The sequence below is a fragment of the Microbacterium sp. NPDC056569 genome (assembly GCF_042793475.1).
Taxonomy (GTDB): Bacteria; Actinomycetota; Actinomycetes; order Actinomycetales; family Microbacteriaceae; genus Microbacterium.
Window position 1 is genome coordinate 1 of the sequence record NZ_JBHTUV010000013.1, and the last position, 17,360, is coordinate 17,360.

16 protein-coding genes are annotated in these 17,360 nt (G+C 70.5%); 7 read left to right on the top strand and 9 right to left on the bottom strand.

Translation table 11 applies throughout. The features are described 5' to 3' along the window. The 4 genes from ACFQ7C_RS15280 to ACFQ7C_RS15295 form a co-directional block, all read left to right on the top strand. Positions 1-1,010, top strand: a 1,010-nt coding sequence (locus ACFQ7C_RS15280; protein ID WP_378902895.1) for a FecCD family ABC transporter permease, incomplete at its 5' end; no start/stop codon positions are given. Beyond that, on the top strand, positions 1,007-2,056 hold the full coding sequence (locus tag ACFQ7C_RS15285; protein WP_378902898.1) for a FecCD family ABC transporter permease: 1,050 nt from the start codon (positions 1,007-1,009) through the stop codon (positions 2,054-2,056). The genes ACFQ7C_RS15280 and ACFQ7C_RS15285, both read left to right, overlap by 4 nt. Further along, a complete protein-coding gene (locus ACFQ7C_RS15290; protein ID WP_378902901.1) occupies positions 2,053-2,901 on the top strand; it encodes an ABC transporter ATP-binding protein in 849 nt (282 codons plus the stop codon). Before ACFQ7C_RS15285 ends, ACFQ7C_RS15290 begins: the two co-directional genes overlap by 4 nt. Positions 2,902-2,903: 2 nt before the next feature. Continuing rightward, a complete protein-coding gene (locus ACFQ7C_RS15295; RefSeq protein ID WP_378902904.1) occupies positions 2,904-3,812 on the top strand; it encodes a siderophore-interacting protein in 909 nt (302 codons plus the stop codon). Positions 3,813-3,821: 9 nt separating this feature from the next. On the opposite strand, the gene ACFQ7C_RS15300 is transcribed toward ACFQ7C_RS15295, so the two are convergent. The 8 genes from ACFQ7C_RS15300 to sufB form a co-directional block, all read right to left on the bottom strand. Further along, positions 3,822-5,195, bottom strand: a complete 1,374-nt coding sequence (locus ACFQ7C_RS15300) for an MFS transporter (RefSeq protein WP_378903258.1) — start codon at positions 5,193-5,195, stop codon at positions 3,822-3,824. Further along, a complete protein-coding gene (locus ACFQ7C_RS15305; protein ID WP_378902907.1) occupies positions 5,189-6,349 on the bottom strand; it encodes a MalY/PatB family protein in 1,161 nt (386 codons plus the stop codon). Before ACFQ7C_RS15305 ends, ACFQ7C_RS15300 begins: the two co-directional genes overlap by 7 nt. Before the next feature lie 43 nt (positions 6,350-6,392). Then, positions 6,393-7,988 (bottom strand): serine hydrolase, encoded by a 1,596-nt coding sequence (locus ACFQ7C_RS15310; RefSeq protein ID WP_378902910.1) that lies wholly within the window; start codon positions 7,986-7,988, stop codon positions 6,393-6,395. A gap of 61 nt (positions 7,989-8,049) precedes the next feature. Beyond that, positions 8,050-8,379, bottom strand: coding sequence for a metal-sulfur cluster assembly factor (locus ACFQ7C_RS15315; RefSeq protein WP_045298811.1), 330 nt, complete (start codon positions 8,377-8,379; stop codon positions 8,050-8,052). Between the two features lie 9 nt (positions 8,380-8,388). Further along, complete coding sequence (sufC, locus tag ACFQ7C_RS15320) at positions 8,389-9,183, bottom strand: Fe-S cluster assembly ATPase SufC (protein WP_378902913.1); 795 nt, start codon at positions 9,181-9,183, stop codon at positions 8,389-8,391. A 15-nt stretch (positions 9,184-9,198) separates the two neighbouring features. Then, complete coding sequence (locus ACFQ7C_RS15325) at positions 9,199-9,528, bottom strand: non-heme iron oxygenase ferredoxin subunit (protein WP_378902915.1); 330 nt, start codon at positions 9,526-9,528, stop codon at positions 9,199-9,201. Continuing rightward, positions 9,525-10,712 carry a Fe-S cluster assembly protein SufD gene (sufD, locus tag ACFQ7C_RS15330; RefSeq protein ID WP_378902919.1) on the bottom strand — a complete coding sequence of 396 codons (1,188 nt, stop codon included), beginning with the start codon at positions 10,710-10,712 and terminating at the stop codon, positions 9,525-9,527. Before sufD ends, ACFQ7C_RS15325 begins: the two co-directional genes overlap by 4 nt. Beyond that, positions 10,713-12,131, bottom strand: coding sequence for a Fe-S cluster assembly protein SufB (gene sufB / locus ACFQ7C_RS15335; protein ID WP_116193622.1), 1,419 nt, complete (start codon positions 12,129-12,131; stop codon positions 10,713-10,715). It lies immediately after the preceding gene. A 258-nt stretch (positions 12,132-12,389) separates the two neighbouring features. Between sufB and ACFQ7C_RS15340 the strand changes: the two genes are divergently transcribed. Further along, positions 12,390-13,364, top strand: coding sequence for a heme A synthase (locus ACFQ7C_RS15340; RefSeq protein WP_378902923.1), 975 nt, complete (start codon positions 12,390-12,392; stop codon positions 13,362-13,364). Positions 13,365-13,457: 93 nt separating this feature from the next. Then, positions 13,458-13,868, top strand: coding sequence for a dinucleotide-utilizing enzyme (locus ACFQ7C_RS15345; protein WP_378902926.1), 411 nt, complete (start codon positions 13,458-13,460; stop codon positions 13,866-13,868). A gap of 55 nt (positions 13,869-13,923) precedes the next feature. On the opposite strand, the gene ACFQ7C_RS15350 is transcribed toward ACFQ7C_RS15345, so the two are convergent. Next, positions 13,924-14,865, bottom strand: a complete 942-nt coding sequence (locus tag ACFQ7C_RS15350; protein WP_378902929.1) for a heme o synthase — start codon at positions 14,863-14,865, stop codon at positions 13,924-13,926. A gap of 356 nt (positions 14,866-15,221) precedes the next feature. Between ACFQ7C_RS15350 and tkt the strand changes: the two genes are divergently transcribed. Beyond that, positions 15,222-17,342, top strand: a complete 2,121-nt coding sequence (tkt, locus tag ACFQ7C_RS15355; RefSeq protein WP_378902932.1) for a transketolase — start codon at positions 15,222-15,224, stop codon at positions 17,340-17,342. Positions 17,343-17,360 lie beyond the last annotated feature (18 nt).

Genomic DNA, 17,360 nt, shown 5'->3' on the forward strand with positions numbered 1-17,360 from the left:
CCGCAACCCTGCGGCGTCCGGCAGCGGTGCGGCTGGCGTGGCTCGCGGCGTCGTTCGCGATGCTCGCGGCGCTGTGCGTCGCGAGCGTCGCCTTCGGCGTGCGCGATGTGGCTCTGGGCGACATCCTGGCCGGCCTCGCCGGCGACACGAGCGGGGTCGCGCAGGCCGCGGTCGTGGCACGGGTACCGCGCACGGTGCTGGCGATCCTCGTCGGTGCGGCGCTGGCGATGTCGGGCGCCGCCATGCAGGCGGTCACCCGCAACCCGCTCGCCGACCCGGGCATCCTCGGCGTCTCGGGCGGAGCCGCGCTCGCCGTCGTGATCGGCATCGCGTTCTTCGGCATGTCGGACCCGTACGCCTTCATCGCGGCGTCGATCATCGGCGCCGCCGGCGCGGCCGTGTTCGTGTACACCGTCGGCTCGCTCGGCCGGGGCGGTGCGACGCCCCTGAAGCTCGCCCTCGCGGGCGCGGCCACGTCCGCCGCGTTCATGTCGCTCGTCAGCGCCGTGCTCCTCCCCCGCGTCGATCTGCTCGAGACCTTCCGGTTCTGGCAGATCGGAGGGGTCGGCGGTGCGACCTGGGACCGTATCGCCACGATCCTCCCGATCCTGGCGGTCGGCGCCGTGATCACGCTCGTGTGTGCGCGCGGCATGAACTCGCTCGCGCTCGGCGACGATGTCGCGACGGGCCTCGGCGAGCACGTGCTGCGCACCCGCCTCATCGCCTCCGCGGGCGCCGTGATCCTGTGCGGCGCGGCGGTGGCGATCGCCGGTCCCATCGCGTTCGTGGGCCTGATCATCCCGCACCTGTGCCGGCTGCTGGTCGGCACCGACCACCGCTGGCTGCTCCCCTTCTCGGCCGTCGCGGGGGCGGTGCTGCTCGTCGCCGCCGACATCGTCGGCCGCGTGATCGCGCGCCCCGACGAGATCGAGGTCGGCATCCTCACCGCCCTCATCGGCGCGCCGTTCTTCATCTGGATCGTCCGCAGGCAGAAGGTGCGCGAACTGTGAGCACCGACACCCTCCTCCGCCCCACCGCTCGGGCCGTCGTCGTCGGCCGCCGGAGCCGCCGTCGTCGGCGCACCCTCGTCACCGTCGCTCTCGCGGCAGGCGTGGTACTGGTGTTCGTCGCGTCGCTCATGATCGGGCAGACGTTCTACGGTCTCGACGAGGTCGTCCGCGTGATCCTCGGGGAGACGGTGCCCGGCGCCTCGTTCACCGTCGGCGAGCTCCGGCTGCCGCGGGCGGTGCTCGCGATCCTCGCCGGGTTCGCGTTCGGCATCGCCGGCGTCACCTTCCAGACGATGCTGCGCAACCCGCTCGCGTCGCCCGACATCATCGGCATCACCGCGGGTGCGAGCGCGGCGGCGGTGTTCGGCATCGTCATCCTGTCGCTGAGCGAGACGGCCGTCTCCGTGCTCGCCGTGGCGGGCGGTCTGGCGACGGCCCTCGCGATCTACCTGCTCTCGAACAAGGGCGGATTCGCGGGCACGCGACTGATCCTCATCGGCATCGGCGTGGCCGCGATGCTGGACGCGGCGATCACCTACGTGCTCTCGAAGGCGCCTGCCTACGATCTGCAGGCGGCGATGCGGTGGCTCACCGGCAGCCTCAACGGAGCGAGCTGGTCCACGATCCTCCCGCTCGCGATCGCGAGCGTTGTGCTCGTCCCCGCGCTGCTGGCCAAGGGCCAGGACCTGAACGTGATGCGCCTCGGCGACGACGCGGCCGCGAGTCTCGGCATCCGTCTCCAGAGCACCCGCGTGATCGTCATCGTCGCCGCTGTCGCGCTGCTGGCGTTCGCGACCGCCGCGACCGGGCCGATCGCGTTCGTCGCGTTCATGGCCGGTCCGATCGCGGCACGCATCGTCGGGCCGGGCGGCTCGCTCCTGCTGCCCTCGGCCCTCGTCGGCGCGCTGCTGGTGCAGCTGGCCGATCTGCTCGGCCAGTTCGCGTTCGACAGCCGCTACCCGGTCGGCGTCGTCACCGGCGTGCTCGGCGCTCCGTTCCTCATCTACCTCCTCATCAGGACGAACCGCTCCGGAGGCTCGCTATGACCGAATCCCACAGCCTGTCGGCCGAGCGCCTGACGCTGTCATACGGCGATCGCACGATCGTCGAGGGCCTCGACCTCGTGATCCCGCCAGGACGCATCACCGCCATCGTGGGAGCCAACGGCTGCGGCAAGTCGACGCTGCTGCGCGCGCTCGCCCGCCTCATCTCGCCGCGCGAGGGCCAGGTGGTCCTCGACGGCAAGGCGCTCCACGGCCGGCCGACCAAGGAGATCGCGCGCACCCTGGGCCTTCTGCCCCAGAGCCCGATCGCGCCCGAGGGCATCGCCGTCGCCGACCTCGTCGGCCGCGGGCGCCACCCGCACCAGAAGCTGCTCGCGCGCTGGAGCGCGCACGACTACGAGGTCGTCGCGCAGGCACTCGCCTCGACCGGCATCGAAGAGCTCGCCGACCGCTCCGTCGACGAGCTCTCGGGCGGGCAGCGCCAGCGCGCGTGGATCGCGATGGCGCTCGCGCAGGAGACCGACATCCTGCTCCTCGACGAGCCGACCACGTTCCTCGACGTCGCGCACCAGGTCGAGGTGCTCGACCTCCTCACCGACCTCAACCGTGAGCGCGGCACGACGATCGTGATGGTCCTGCACGACATGAACCTCGCCGCGCGCTACGCCGACCACCTGTTCGCGCTGCGCGCCGGCAGCGTCATCGCGAGCGGCGCGCCCGGTGACGTCATGACCAGCGAGCTCATCCGCGAGGTGTTCGACCTCGACGCGCTCGTCGTGCCCGACCCCGTGTCGGGCTCGCCCATCGTCCTCCCCCGCGGGCGGCACCACGTCTCACCGCCGGTGCCCGACGCCGCGGCCGCATCCCCTCTGCCGACAGGAGCCTGACCTTGTCCGACGCCGACGTTCCCTACCGTTTCTTCCGCGCCCGCGTGACGGCGATCGCCGACGTGACGCCGAGCTTCCGGCGCTTCACCTTCGGTGGCGACGACCTCGCCGAGTACGGCGACCCGGGGCTCGACCAGCGCGTCAAGATCGTCTTCCCCACCCGCACCCTGGGCCTCGATGCGATGCCGCTCGGCGACGACTGGTACACGCAGTGGCGCGAGCTGCCCGAGGAGCAGCGCCTGCCGTTCCGCACGTACACCACGCGCTACGTCCGCAACCACCTCAGCGAGGTGGACGTCGACATGGTCTCCCACGATGTGATCGGACCGGCGTCCGACTGGATCGACCGCGCCGAGGTCGGCGACGAGGTGCTCATCTTCGCGCCGACCGCCGCGCACAGCGGTGTGAGCTTCGGCATCGACTTCGTGCCGCCGGCCCGCGTCGAATCGATCCTGCTCGCCGGTGACGAGACCGCCGCGCCCGCGATCGCCGCGATCCTCGAGCAGCTGCCCCGCGACGCGAGCGGCGTGGTCGCGGTCGAGCTGCCGCACGCCGACGACGCCGCGTACCTGCCCCGCCACCCCGGCTTCGAGTACCGCATCGGCGCACGCGGCGACGGCGAGCGTCACGTGCACCTCGTGGAGTCCGTGACGGACGCCGCCGCTCGCCTGGCTCCGTCCGGCGCCGGCGCCGACGTCGAGGAGATCGACGTCGACACCGACATCCTGTGGGAGGTGCCCCGCACCGCGAAGGGCGGCGCGGCGCTCAAGAGCGCGCGCCTGTACGCCTGGCTCGCGGGTGAGGCCGGTGCGATCAAGGCCCTGCGCCGACACCTCGTGGCCGAGCGCGGCGTCGACCGTCGCGCCGTCGCGTTCATGGGCTACTGGCGCCTCGGCCGCGCCGAGAACTGACGCCCGAGATCAGCCCCGTCGCGGCGCCTCGTGCGCGTGGCCGAGCCTGAGGCCCGGCACGAGCGCGCCCAGCGCGAGAACCACGGCGATCGCGAACACCGCAGGGAACCCGGCATCCGTCCCCACCAGCGCGGTGAAGACGAGCCCCATCACCGCGATCGACGACGCCGAGCCGACGGCGTCGGAGATCGACAGCGCCGACGAGTTGAATCCCTGGTTCTGCGGCGTCGAGTACGCCAGCGTCAGCACCGTCAGGCGCGGGTACATGAGACCCATGCCGCCGCCCGCGAGTCCCCACCCGGCGATGAGCACCGCGGCCGGCAGTCCGAGGAGCGCCGTCGCGGCTCCGATGAGCAGCGCGGTCACGAGCAGCGCGGTGCCGACGAGAGTGATGCGGGTGTTGCCCATGCGGTCGCCGAAGCGGCCCTGCACGTCGGCGGCGAGGGCCCAGGCCAGTGCAGCGGCGGTGAGTCCGAGCCCCGCCCACGTCGGCGAGAACCCGTACCCGTCGATCAGCAGATACGGCACGTAGATCTCCGCGCCGAACAGCGCTCCCGCGATGAGTCCCCGCATCAGCACCACGCTCGGCAGTCCTCGCGCCGCCACCAGCGTGCCGCGCGGCAGCAGGGGACGCGACGCCAGGCCGATGACGACGACGGATGCGGCCACCGCCGCCCACGCCCACGCCCCGAGTTCGCCCGCGAGGCTGAGCCCGAGGGCGCCGATCGCCACCGCCACGGCGCACGCGAGGCGGGGTGCGATGCGCCCGGTCGCGGGGTCGTCGGTGTCGAGCGGCAGTCCGTGCAGGCGTGCGACCACCATCGCGAAAGCGACCACGGTCAGCGCCGCGACGCCGAGGAAGACCCACCGCCAGTGCAGGAACTCCGCCACCGCCCCGGCGAGGAACGGCCCGATGAGCGACGGCACGACCCAGGCGGCCGAGAACGCCGCGAACACGCGGCCGTGCAGTGCGCCCGGGTACACCCGGGCGACGACCACATAGAGGGCGACGGTCTGCCCGCCGGTGCCGAGGCCCTGGACGAGCCGCCCGGCGACGAGGGCGGGCATCGTCAGGGCGAACCCCGCGACGAGCAGTCCGACGACGAACAGCGCGACCGCGGTGGTGAGAGGAGCGAGCACGCCGCCGCGGTCGCACCAGGCGCCGACCGCGACCATGCCGATCACGCTCGTCGCGAGCGTGCCCGCGAACGCCACGGCATACAGGCGCTCGCCGTCGAGGTCGGCGCTCACGACGGGCATCACCGTGGTGACGGCGAGCGACTGGATCGCCGCGAGGAAGATCAGCGCGACCGCGCCGACCGTCACCCAGACGAAGCGGCCCTGCCAGATGCCGGTGCCGGACTCGGGCCCGGCGGTCACGATCGCGCCAGGGCGCCGACGCGCTCCACCGCCTCGCGGAGCAGGTCCGGGTCGCAGCCGAAGTTGATGCGGACGTGCCCCTTGCCCTCGGCGCCGAACAGCGGGCCGTGGTGGAACGCCACCTTCGCGTCGCGCAGCACCTTGACCGCGGGGTTCTCGCCCCAGCCGTACGCGGAGAGGTCCACCCAGGCGAGGAAGCCGGCGTCGGGCGGCAGATAGCGCGCCTGCGGCAGATGCTCGGCGAGCAGGTCGGCGAGGAGCAGCCGATTCGCGTCGAGCGCGGCCAGCAGGCTCGCCAGCCAGTCGTCGCTCTCGGCCGAGTACGCGGCGACGTTCGACAGCGCGCCGAACAGTCCGGTGCGCCACTCCACCTCCCACGGCAGCGCGCGCAGCACGGCGGCCTGGGCGTCGCCGCCCGCCACCATCACGGCGCACTTGAGACCGGCGAGGTTGAACGTCTTGCTGGCGCTGGTGACGGCGTAGCCGACGCGCCTCGCCGACTCGGAGACCGCCAGGAACGGCGTGAACGGCTTCGGCGCGTAGGTGAGCGGTCCGTGGATCTCGTCGCTGACGACGGTCGCCCCGAAGCCCTCCGCGATGTCGGCCAGCGCGGCGAGGGTCTCCGCCGTGTGCACCGTGCCGGTCGGGTTGTGCGGGTTGCACAGCAGCACGGCACGCGCGCCGCCGGCGAGAGCGGCCTCGACACCGAGGAGGTCGATCTCCCATCCGGTGTCGCCCGCGACGAGCGGCACGCGCTCGACGACTCCCCCCGCCTCCTCGACGGTGTCGTAGAACGGCGGGTACACCGGCGGCATCACGACGACGCGGTCGCCGGGCTCGATCACCTGCCGGAGGATCTCGACGACGCCCATCATGACGTCGCCGGTCCAGAAGACATGTGAGGGGTCGACCGTCCAGTCCCACCGCCGCTCTGCGAAGCCCACGAAGGCCTCGCGCACGCCGGGCTCCGGCGGGGTGTAGCCGGTGTCGCCGAGCTGCACCGCGCGGGTCAGCACCTCGGTGATCGCCGGGGCGAGCGCGTAGTCCGTCTCGGCGACGAAGAACGGCAGCACATCCTCCCCGTACTTGCGCCACTTCGTACTCGTCCGCTGGCGCAGCTCGTCGATGGGCAGGGCTCGGAGGGGGGTGACGCTCACCCTTCGACCCTAGCGACCCTGCGGATCGCGACCGTCCAGTGAGTCACCGTGTGAAGGTGCCGAGGTCGTGCTGGTCGAAGTACTCCAGCACGAGCGTGTCGCCGTCGAACGTCGCCTTCGAGATCGATCCCGGCGGGGCGTTCTCGCTGAACGGGCGGAACACGAACTCGTCGCCCGACCAGTGCTCGAGCGCCCACCGGCCGGTGGGCCCGAGCGAGAGCTCGAGCTCGTCGCCGACGAGCGCGACCGTCGCGGGGCCGAAGTAGTCGTTGGCGTACTCGCCGGTGTAGGCCTCGAGGGCCTGCGCGGGGTCGGGATCGGCCGGCGCCGTCTCTCCGACGAGCGACCCGAAGGGCTCGGACTCCCCTTCGAACACACTCATGAACAGCGGCACCCAGTCCCGACGCTCGGCCCCGTACTGCGCGATGTCGAGGAATCGGGCCGCGATGCCCTCGGAGACGCCGTTCGCCGAGGCGTTCGACAGCACCACGATCCCGAGACCTGCGCCCGGCAGCAGCTTGAACACCGTGCCGGTGCCGAGAAGGAACGCCCCGGAATGGTTGACGTCGACCAGTCCCCCGGCCGTCGTGCCGACGTTGAACCCGTAGCCGTAGTACCCGGCGCGCGAGCCGAACGAGGTCGGCGGCGACCCGACGATCTGCGGCGACATCGCGGGAACGAGCGAGGAGGCCTCGATGAAGGGCTCACCGTCGTGCTCACCGCCGGCCAGGAGCATCGACAGCCACGTCGTGAGGTCGGTGACGCTCGAACTGACGCCGCCCGCCGGGGACTGCTCGTCAGGCTGACGCTGATCCGGCGTGACGACCCACTCGCCGTCCAGCTGCATGTGCCCCATCGCGCGATTGTCGCGGGACTCGAGGTCGGCGTAGCGGGAGCTCGTCGAGGTCATGCCGAGGGGCTCGTAGAGGAGGCGCTCGGAGAGATCCGCCCAGTCCTCGCCCGCGGCACGCGCGACCGCCTCGCCGGCCGCGGTGATGTCGAAGTTGCCGTACGCGTAGGCCGCGCGCCACGGAGCGAGCGGGATCAGGCTCAGCCGCTCGAGGATCGTGGCGCGGTCGTACCCGATCTCCTCGAGCTCGTCTCCCGCGTGCTTGAAGAGGCCGGATCGATGGGCGTACATGTCCGCGACCGTCACGTGGGAGCCGACGTACGGATCCGACAGTGCGAAGCCCTCGAGATGGTCGGCCACGGGGGTGTCCCACGAGACGTAGCCCTCGTCGATGGCACGCGCGACGACGCTCGCGCCGATCGACTTCGACACCGATGCGAGCGGGAAGACCGTCTCCGCGTCGACCGGGTCGCCGCTGTCGAGATCGCGAACGCCGAACCCCTCCGCGTACAGCACGTCGCCCTGGTACACGACGCCGACGGCGATGCCGGGCGTGCCCGAGGCATCCATCGCCGTCTCGACGGAGGAGGCGAGGTCGTCGACGGCCGCGTCGACCTGCGCCGTCGTCACCGTCGCGAGCGCATCGGCACCGGGGTCGGGATTGACGCTCGAGGTGGGACTCGGCGTCGACTCGGACGAGGCATCGGCGAAGGTGCAGCCCGTCGCCCCCGCCAGGACGAGCGCGGCGACGCCGACCGCGGACACGAGACGCCTCTTGTTCCCCGACATGTGCCGAGTGTGGCACACGTCCACGGGGCCGCGTCAACGGCGTCGAGGGGTCCGGGAGGTGTCAGATCGCGAACCCGAGCGCGCGCATCATGTCGCGACCGTCGTCGGTGATGCGCTCGGGGCCCCACGGCGGCATCCACACCCAGTTGATGCGGAACCGCTCGACGATGTCATCGAGCGCCTGCGCGGTCTGCTCTTCGAGCACGTCGGTCAGCGGGCACCCGGCCGACGTGAGGGTCATGTGGATGACCAGCGCGTCGTTCTCGTCGTCCCACGCGAGATCGTAGATGAGGCCGAGGTCGACGACGTTGATCCCGAGCTCGGGGTCCATCACGTCTTTGAGAGCCTCGGTCACCTCGTCGTACTTCTCGGGGGTGAGCGTCGCCGTCATGCGTCGATCCTACGCTTCGCTGCCCACGGGGGCTTCGGCCGACTCCTCTTCGCCCGCGGGCAGGTAGCGGTCGTAGCCCTCGTCCTCGAGGCGGTCGGCGAGCTCGGGGCCGCCCTCCTCGACGATCCGGCCGTTCACCATGACGTGCACGAAGTCGGGGTGGATGTAGCGGAGGATGCGCGTGTAGTGCGTGATCAGCAGCACGCCGAGGTCCATCTCGGCCTTGGCGCGGTTGACGCCCTCCGACACGATCTTCAGCGCGTCGACGTCGAGGCCGGAGTCGGTCTCGTCGAGCACGGCGATCTGCGGCTTGAGCAGCTCGAGCTGGAGGATCTCGTGACGCTTCTTCTCGCCGCCCGAGAAGCCCTCGTTGACGTTGCGCGACGCGAACTTCGGGTCCATGCGGAGGTTCTTCATGGACGCCTTGACGTCCTTCGTCCACGTGCGGATCGAGGGCGCCTCGCCGTCGATCGCCGTCTTCGCGGTGCGCAGGAAGTTGGTGACCGTCACGCCCGGGATCTCGACCGGGTACTGCATGGCGAGGAACAGTCCCGCGCGCGCACGCTCGTCGACCGACATCGCGAGGACGTCCTCGCCGTCGAGCGTGATCGAGCCGCTCGTCACGTTGTACTTGGGGTGGCCGGCGATCGTGTAGGCGAGCGTCGACTTGCCCGAGCCGTTGGGGCCCATGATCGCGTGGGTCTCACCCGTGCGGATCGTGAGAGTCAGACCGTTGAGGATCGGCGTGGTGCCGGCATCCGTCTCGACCGTCACGTGGAGGTCGCGGATCTCGAGAACAGACATTCTTCAGTACCTTCTTCAGTTCACTTCGAGCTTGACGGTCGCGTCGATGAGCACGTCATCGCCGTCGACGGTGACCGCGAAGACCGGGACCGGCTCGTACGCGGGGAGATTGAGGGGCTTGCCGGTGCGCAGCGAGAACGCCGAGCCGTGGGCCCAGCACTCGAGCGACTCGCCGTCGACGAAGCCCTCCGACAGCGAGATGTCGCCATGGGTGCAGACGTCGCCGATCGCGTGGACCTCGCCGTTGGAGTCGAGCACGAGGGCGATCGCGACCCCGTCCACCTCGATGCGGCGGGCCTCGTCCTGGACGAGGTCGCTGAGGGCGCACACGCGCTGAGCGGTCACTGGCCGGCCTCCTTGGCGAGTTCTTCCTCGATCGCGGCGAACAGCTCCGCCTCGAGGTCTTCGACACCGATCTTCTGCACGATCTCGGCGAGGAAGCCGAGCACGACGAGCCGTCGCGCCTCGTCCTCGGCGATGCCGCGCGCCTGCAGATAGAACAGCTGCTCGTCGTCGAAGCGCCCGGTCGCGCTCGCGTGGCCGGCACCGCGGATGTCGCCGGTCTCGATCTCGAGGTTGGGGATCGACTCGGCGCGCGCACCCTCGGTGAGGACGAGGTTGCGGTTGGCCTCGTACGAGTCGGTTCCGACGGCATCCGGTCCGATGAGGACGTCGCCGATCCAGACCGTGCGCGCCGCGGCACCCTGGAGGGCGCTCTTGTACAGCACGTCCCCGGAGGTCTCGGCGCCCTTGTGGTGCAGGTACACCTGGCTCTCGAGGTGCTGCCCCGAGTCGGAGTAGCTGAGACCGTAGAGCTCGGCACGCGAGCCCGTGCCCGCGAGCTCGACGCTCGGGTTCACGCGCACGACGCCGCCGCCGAAGCTGACGACGACGTGGCGCAGGGTCGCGTCGCGCTCGACGCGGGCCTGGTGCGACGCCACGTGCACGGCGTCGTCGTCCCAGCGCTGCACGGTGACCAGCTCGAGGTGGGCACCCTCCCGGACGACGATCTCGACGTTCTGCGCGTGGTGCGCGGTGCCCGTGTGGTGGAAGACCACCGTCGCGTGGGAGTTGGCCTGCGCCTCGACGACGACGTGGGCGTGCGCCAGGCCGCCGGTGCCCTTCAGCGACACGACGATCGGCTCGGAGAACTCCGCGCCGGCCGGGATGCGCAGCAGCGGCGCCTCGGTCTCCTGCTTCCACGCGATCGCGCTCGGCAGGTCCTCAGGCTGGAAGACCTCGCCGCGCGGAGCGCTGCCCACGAGCAGGCGCTCCTGGACGAGCCCTTCGGGGCCGGCGACGTCGACCTCGATGACGCCGTGGGGTCCGGCCTCATCGGTGAACAGCGGCTTCAGCTGGGCGATCGGGGTGTGCTTCCAGTTGACCTCGCGGCCCGTCGGCGCCTCGAAGGCGGCGGGGTCGAACGACCGGGGTCGCTCGGAGCGGGTCTGCACGGGCACGAATGCACCGGCGCCATCGGTGTGGCCCTTCGCGCCGGGAACGGTGGGGGCCTCGGTGGTGGGGCTCATCTAGCCGACGGATCCTTCCATGCCCATCTCGATGAGCTTGTTGAGTTCGAGCGCGTACTCCATGGGCAGTTCACGCGCGATCGGCTCGATGAAGCCGCGCACGATCATCGCCATGGCCTCGTCTTCGGGCATGCCGCGGCTCATCAGGTAGAAGAGCTGCTCCTCGCTGACCTTCGAGACCGTGGCCTCGTGGCCGAGCTGCACATCGTCGACGCGGATGTCGATCGCCGGGTAGGTGTCGGAACGCGAGATCGTGTCGACCAGGAGTGCGTCGCAGCGCACCGTGTTCGCCGAGTGGTGCGCGTTCGCGTCCACGCGGACCTCGCCACGGTAGCCGGCCCGGCCGCCGCCGCGCGCGATCGACTTGGAGACGATCGACGACTGCGTGTACGGCGCCATGTGGATCATCTTCGCCCCGGCGTCCTGGTGCTGACCGGGACCGGCGAAGGCGACCGACAGGGTCTCGCCCTTGGCGTGCTCGCCCATCAGGAAGATCGACGGGTACTTCATCGTGACCTTGGAGCCGATGTTGCCGTCGATCCACTCCATCGTCGCGCCCTCGTGCGCCACGGCGCGCTTGGTGACGAGGTTGTAGACGTTGTTCGACCAGTTCTGGATCGTCGTGTAGCGCACGCGGGCGTTCTTCTTCACGATGATCTCGACGACGGCCGAGTGCAGCGAGTCGCTCTTGTAGATCGGGGCCGTGCAGCCCTCGATGTAATGCACGTACGAGCCCTCGTCGGCGATGATGAGCGTCCGCTCGAACTGGCCCATGTTCTCGGTGTTGATGCGGAAGTACGCCTGGAGCGGGATCTCGACGTGCACACCCGGGGGAACGTAGACGAACGAGCCGCCCGACCACACCGCGGTGTTGAGTGCGGCGAACTTGTTGTCGCCGGCGGGGATGACGGTGCCGAAGTACTCCTCGAAGAACTCGGGGTGCTCGCGCAGCGCCGTGTCGGTGTCCATGAAGATGACGCCCTGCTGCTCCAGGTCCTCGCGGATCTGGTGGTACACGACCTCGGACTCGTACTGGGCGGCGACGCCCGCGACGAGGCGCTGGCGCTCGGCCTCGGGGATGCCGAGCTTCTCGTACGTGTTGCGGATGTCCTCGGGCAGCTCCTCCCAGGAGCCGGCCTGCTTCTCCGTGGACCGCACGAAGTATTTGATGTTGTCGAAGTCGATCTCGCTGAGATCCGCGCCCCACGTGGGCATCGGCTTGCGCTCGAAGAGCTGCAGACCCTTGAGGCGGGTCTTGAGCATCCACTCCGGCTCGGCCTTGAGCGCCGAGATGTCGCGCACCACGAGGTCGCTGAGGCCTCGCCTGGCGCTCGCTCCCGCGGCGTCGGCATCGTGCCAGCCGAACTCGTAGACACCCAGGCCTTCCAGCTCCGGGCGATCGATCAGCACATCAGACATCGTCACGTTCTCCTCCGGGCCCTGGCGGTTCATCCGTCCCGGCATCCGTGTTCTCCGGTGGAGATACCGGAGGGGGGATGCCGCTTCTCGGGCCCTCTCAAGCGGCGCCGACCATCGCGCCTAGACTGTCAGTGGTGCGCGGCGCCATGAAGTGCGTGCGCAACCGACCCCTCGATTCTACAGGCTCCACCCCCTCGCGGACGCGCCCCGTCCGTCCCGCGCAGCGCGGGGAGCCTCTGCCAGGAGGCGACAGCCAGTATGTCCGCGCAACAGTCCACGACCACCGCACCGGGAATCTGGCGGCGCTTCTGGCTGTGGCTGCCCGATCGGGTCGACAGGCGGATCCGCGTGTTCGCGTGGCTGTCGTTCATCGCCGAGGTGACGATCATCGGCACGGGGGGCGCCGTGCGCCTGACCGGTTCCGGCCTCGGCTGCCCCACGTGGCCGATGTGCACCGCGGAGTCGCTCGTGCCGACACCGGGCATCGACGAGGGCATCCACTCGCTCATCGAGTTCGGCAACCGGCTCATGACCGGAGTGGTGGGTCTGATCGCCCTGGCCGTGTGGATCCTCGTCCTCAAGCTGCGCCACCAGCGGCGCGACCTCTACGTGCTCGCCGTCGTCGTGCTCGGCGGCGTCGCGGCACAGGCGATCGTCGGCGGCATCACCGTGCTGACCGGGCTCAACCCGTTCATCGTCGGCTTCCACTACGTGTCCTCCCTGGCGCTGGTGTGCGTCACCGCGGCATTCCTGGTGCGGATGTCGCAGCCCGGCGGACCCCGGACGCTCCTCGTCCCGCGGTGGCACGCGGTGCTGGTGCACATCACGACGCTGGCGATGGCGCTCACGATCGCGTTCGGCGTGCTCACCACGGGTGCCGGACCGCACTCGGGCGACGCCGATGCGGGCCGCAACGGCTTCAACGCCGAGGTGCTCGAGCACGTGCACGCGTGGCCGGGCTACGCGCTCTTCGCGCTCACGATCGCTCTCGTGATCGCAGCGTGGCGCATCCGCGACGCCGCGCCGTCGCTCCTGCGCTGGACGATCGTGCTGCTGGGCGTCGAGCTCGTCCAGATCGCCGTGGGCCTGTACCAGGCGCGCAACGGGCTGCCCGAACTGGCGGTCGGCGTGCACATGGTGCTGGCCGCGCTCGCGGCGGCGACCATGACGGTCGTGGTCCTGCACCTCAAGGCCCCCGCACGCCTCGAGCAGGACGCCGCCGTCCACAGCTGATCCATAGCAACCGGATTGGCGCCGCACGGACTCCTTTGGGAGGGTGGGATGCCGCGACCACCCGGGTCGCGCACCCCGAGGAGTGATCGACACATGTCCACCCGTCCCCGTCTCATCCGCAGCATCCCGTTCTGGGGCCTCGTCGCCGTGTCGCTGGCGACGATCGCCGGCGGCTGGTACATCACCACCGACAAGCTCGGTGCGATGACGACGACGCTGACCGACGGCACCGCGACCGGCGTCGACGTGTACGTCGGCCAGTCGATCGCCCAGCTCGGCTCGATCCTCATCGGCGCCGGCGTCATCGGCGTCCTGCTCGCGCTCGGCGTCGCCGCCGTCTCGACGCTTCGCCCCCACCCGCCGGTCGAGGTCGTCGAGCCCATCGACTGGACCTCGGAGGCCGAGACCGCTCCCGAGCTGTCCGAGGCCCCGACGGCGGCGACCGACGTCGCCCCCGCTGAAGCCGCTGAGCCGGCCGACGCCAAGGAGACCGTCGCTCGCTGATCCACCGAGCAGGAAGAGGCCGCCCGGTTCGCCGGGCGGCCTCTTCTCGTCGTGACTAGAACGGGAGCAGCGGGTCGATCGCGATCGCGACGAAGAGCAGCGTGAGGTACGTGATCGAGGCGTGGAACACGCGCATCGGGCGCGGCTCGGTGCCCCGCACCGCGCGGTTGTAGAGCACGTGCGACTCGTAGATGAACCAGCCGCCGAAGACGAGCGACGACACCGTGTAGACGAGACCCATGTCGGCGACGGGGATGAGCAGCAGCGAGCACACGACCGTGGCCCACGCGTACAGGATGACCTGCAGACCCACCTGCGAGCCGGCGCGGGTCGCGCCGAGCATCGGCACGTCCACGTTCTCGTACTGGTCCTTGTACTTCATCGACAGCGGCCAGTAGTGCGGCGGCGTCCACAGGAACACGAGCGCGAACAGGATGACGGGCGGCCACGCCAGCGAGCCGGTAACCGCGGTCCAGCCGATCAGCACCGGGAAGCAGCCGGCGATGCCGCCCCACACGATGTTCTGCTCGGTGCGGCGCTTGAGGATCATCGTGTAGATCACGACGTAGAAGAAGATGGCGGCGGCCGAGAGCGTCGCGGCCAGCCAGTTCGTGGTGAGCCACAGCCACACGGTCGAGAACACCGCGAGCGTCCACGCGAAGATCAGGGCGCCGCGCGGCGAGACCTCTCCCGTGACGAGCGGGCGGTTCACCGTGCGCTGCATGTGCGCGTCGATGTCGCGGTCCAGGTACATGTTGAACGCGGCGGCCGATCCGGCGCTCGCGGTGCCGCCGATGACGGTCGCGACGACCAGCCATACGTCGGGGAAACCGCCCTGCGCGAGGATCATGACCGGGACGGTCGTCACCAGCAGCAGCTCGAGCACGCGCGGCTTCATCAGCGCGATGTACGCGCGGACGGTGCGGCCGAAGGTCTGCGGGGACCGGCTGGAGCCGTCGACGGATGCCTCGGTCCCGGCCGTCTTCGTGCTGTCCATGGCCCCCGCAATCGCCGCCTGCAGAATCCCCCCAAGTCTAGGGCATCGGCGTGTCGCGCCCGGCCCGGGCCGGCCCGTGGTGCTCGGCGCCACGGCGCGAGTCGCGGAGTGTGAAGGATCACATCGGTCGGACGGCGGGCGTGAGCAGAACGTGACTCCGCGGACACCCGGATGTCACCGACGGCGACCCGGGGTTCGCAAGACTCTGTCACATACACGGCTCGCATGGCCTGGGTGGCATACCCCTTCGCTATGCTGAGAAACACGCGCGCCCGTCGCCGATTCCCCCTTCTCCATCCGGACAAGGGCCGCGAGCCGGCCACATTCTTGGGCGCACTCCACAGAAAGGCGGCCCGGTGTCGGAACTGCGTTGGGATGAGATCGATCGGCGCGCGGTGGACACCGCCCGCGTCCTGGCAGCGGACGCGGTGGAGAAGGTCGGCAACGGCCACCCCGGCACCGCGATGAGCCTGGCGCCGGCGGCGTACCTGCTCTACCAGCGCGTGCTGCGCCACGATCCTACGGACACCCATTGGGTCGGACGCGACCGGTTCATCCTGTCGGCCGGCCACTCGTCGCTCACCCAGTACGTGCAGCTGTACCTGGGCGGATTCGGGCTCGAGCTCGACGACCTCAAGGCGCTGCGCACGTGGGGCTCGCTCACGCCGGGTCACCCCGAGTACGGCCACACCAAGGGTGTCGAGATCACCACCGGCCCGCTGGGCCAGGGCCTCGCCTCCGCGGTGGGCTTCGCATACGCGGCCCGCTACGAGCGCGGCCTGTTCGATCCGGAGGCCGCCGCCGGCGAGTCGCCGTTCGACCACCACATCTACGTGATCGCCGGTGACGGCGACCTGCAGGAGGGTGTCACCTCCGAGGCCTCGTCGCTCGCGGGTCACCAGGAGCTCGGCAACCTCATCGCGATCTACGACTCGAACCAGATCTCCATCGAAGACGACACCAACGTCGCCTTCACCGAGGATGTCGCGAAGCGCTACGAGTCGTACGGCTGGCACGTTCAGGTCGTGGACTGGAAGAAGACCGGCGAGTACGTCGAAGACGTGGCGGAGCTCTACGCCGCGATCGAGGCGGCCCAGGGCGAGACGGCCAAGCCGTCGCTCATCGTCCTGCGCACCATCATCGGCTGGCCGTCGCCCGGCAAGCAGAACACCGGCAAGATCCACGGCTCCGCGCTCGGCGCCGACGAGCTCGCCGCCACGAAGAAGGTCCTCGGATTCGACCCCGAGCAGTCCTTCGTCGTCGCCGACGACGTCATCGCCCACACGCGTGCGCTCGCCGACCGCGCCGCCGAGGAGCGCGCCGCCTGGCAGGAGTCGTTCGACGCGTGGGCCGCCGCCAACCCGGAGCGCAAGGCCCTGTTCGACCGCCTCGAGTCCGGCGAACTGCCCGAGGACGTGGCATCCGCTCTCCCGTCGTTCGAGGCCGGCAAGGACGTCTCGACGCGCGCCGCATCGGGCACCGTCATCAACGCGCTGGCTGCGGTGCTGCCGGAGCTGTGGGGCGGCTCGGCCGACCTCGCCGAGTCGAACCTCACCACCATCAAGGACGCCAAGTCGTTCATCCCGGCGGAGTGGTCGACGCACGAGTGGTCGGGCGACCCGTACGGCCGCGTGCTGCACTTCGGCATCCGCGAGCACGCGATGGGTGCGATCGTCAACGGCATCAAGCTCCACGGCCCGACGCGTCCGTTCGGCGGCACGTTCCTCATCTTCAGCGATTACATGCGCCCGTCGGTGCGTCTGGCCGCGCTGATGGACATCCCGTCGATCTTCGTGTGGACGCACGACTCCGTCGCGCTCGGCGAGGACGGCCCGACCCACCAGCCCGTCGAGCAGCTCGCGACGCTGCGCGCCATCCCGAACTTCACGGTGGTGCGCCCGGCCGACGCGAACGAGACCTCGGCCGCGTGGCTCGAGATCGTCCGCCGCCAGGGAGGCCCGTCGGGCATCGCGCTGACCCGCCAGAACATCCCGGTGTTCGCGCGCGGCACCGGCGAGGCGGAAGGCGACGTGTTCGCGTCGACCGACGGCGTCGCCAAGGGCGCGTACATCCTCGCGGAGGCGCCGAACGGCACTCCCGACGTGATCCTCATCGCGACCGGCTCCGAAGTGCAGCTGGCGGTCTCCGCCCGCGAGACCCTCGCCGCCGAGGGCGTCAACGCCCGCGTGGTGTCGGCGCCGTCGCTCGAGTGGTTCGACGAGCAGGACGAGGCGTACCGCGAGAAGGTCCTCCCCGCCGCCGTCAAGGCGCGCGTGTCGGTCGAGGCCGGCTCGGCGCTCACGTGGCGCGGCATCGTCGGCGACGCCGGCCGCTCCGTCGCGATCGACCACTTCGGCGCGTCGGCCGACTACAAGACCCTGTTCCAGAAGTTCGGCATCACCGCCGACGCCGTCGTCGAGGCCGCCCGCGAGACCATCGCGGCAACGGCAGCACTCGAACTCGCAGCGGCGAAGTAAGCACGAGGAGAAGGCAGA

Bases quoted from the DNA above. Each gene is read 5' to 3' on its own strand.
- ACFQ7C_RS15290 (WP_378902901.1), top strand. From the start codon at position 2,053: ATGACCGAATCCCACAGCCTGTCGGCCGAGCGCCTGACGCTGTCATAC.
- ACFQ7C_RS15310 (WP_378902910.1), bottom strand. From the start codon at position 7,988: ATGTCGGGGAACAAGAGGCGTCTCGTGTCCGCGGTCGGCGTCGCCGCG.
- ACFQ7C_RS15315 (WP_045298811.1), bottom strand. From the start codon at position 8,379: ATGACGGCGACGCTCACCCCCGAGAAGTACGACGAGGTGACCGAGGCT.
- sufC (WP_378902913.1), bottom strand. From the start codon at position 9,183: ATGTCTGTTCTCGAGATCCGCGACCTCCACGTGACGGTCGAGACGGAT.
- sufD (WP_378902919.1), bottom strand. From the start codon at position 10,712: ATGAGCCCCACCACCGAGGCCCCCACCGTTCCCGGCGCGAAGGGCCAC.
- sufB (WP_116193622.1), bottom strand. From the start codon at position 12,131: ATGTCTGATGTGCTGATCGATCGCCCGGAGCTGGAAGGCCTGGGTGTC.
- ACFQ7C_RS15340 (WP_378902923.1), top strand. From the start codon at position 12,390: ATGTCCGCGCAACAGTCCACGACCACCGCACCGGGAATCTGGCGGCGC.
- ACFQ7C_RS15345 (WP_378902926.1), top strand. From the start codon at position 13,458: ATGTCCACCCGTCCCCGTCTCATCCGCAGCATCCCGTTCTGGGGCCTC.
- ACFQ7C_RS15350 (WP_378902929.1), bottom strand. From the start codon at position 14,865: ATGGACAGCACGAAGACGGCCGGGACCGAGGCATCCGTCGACGGCTCC.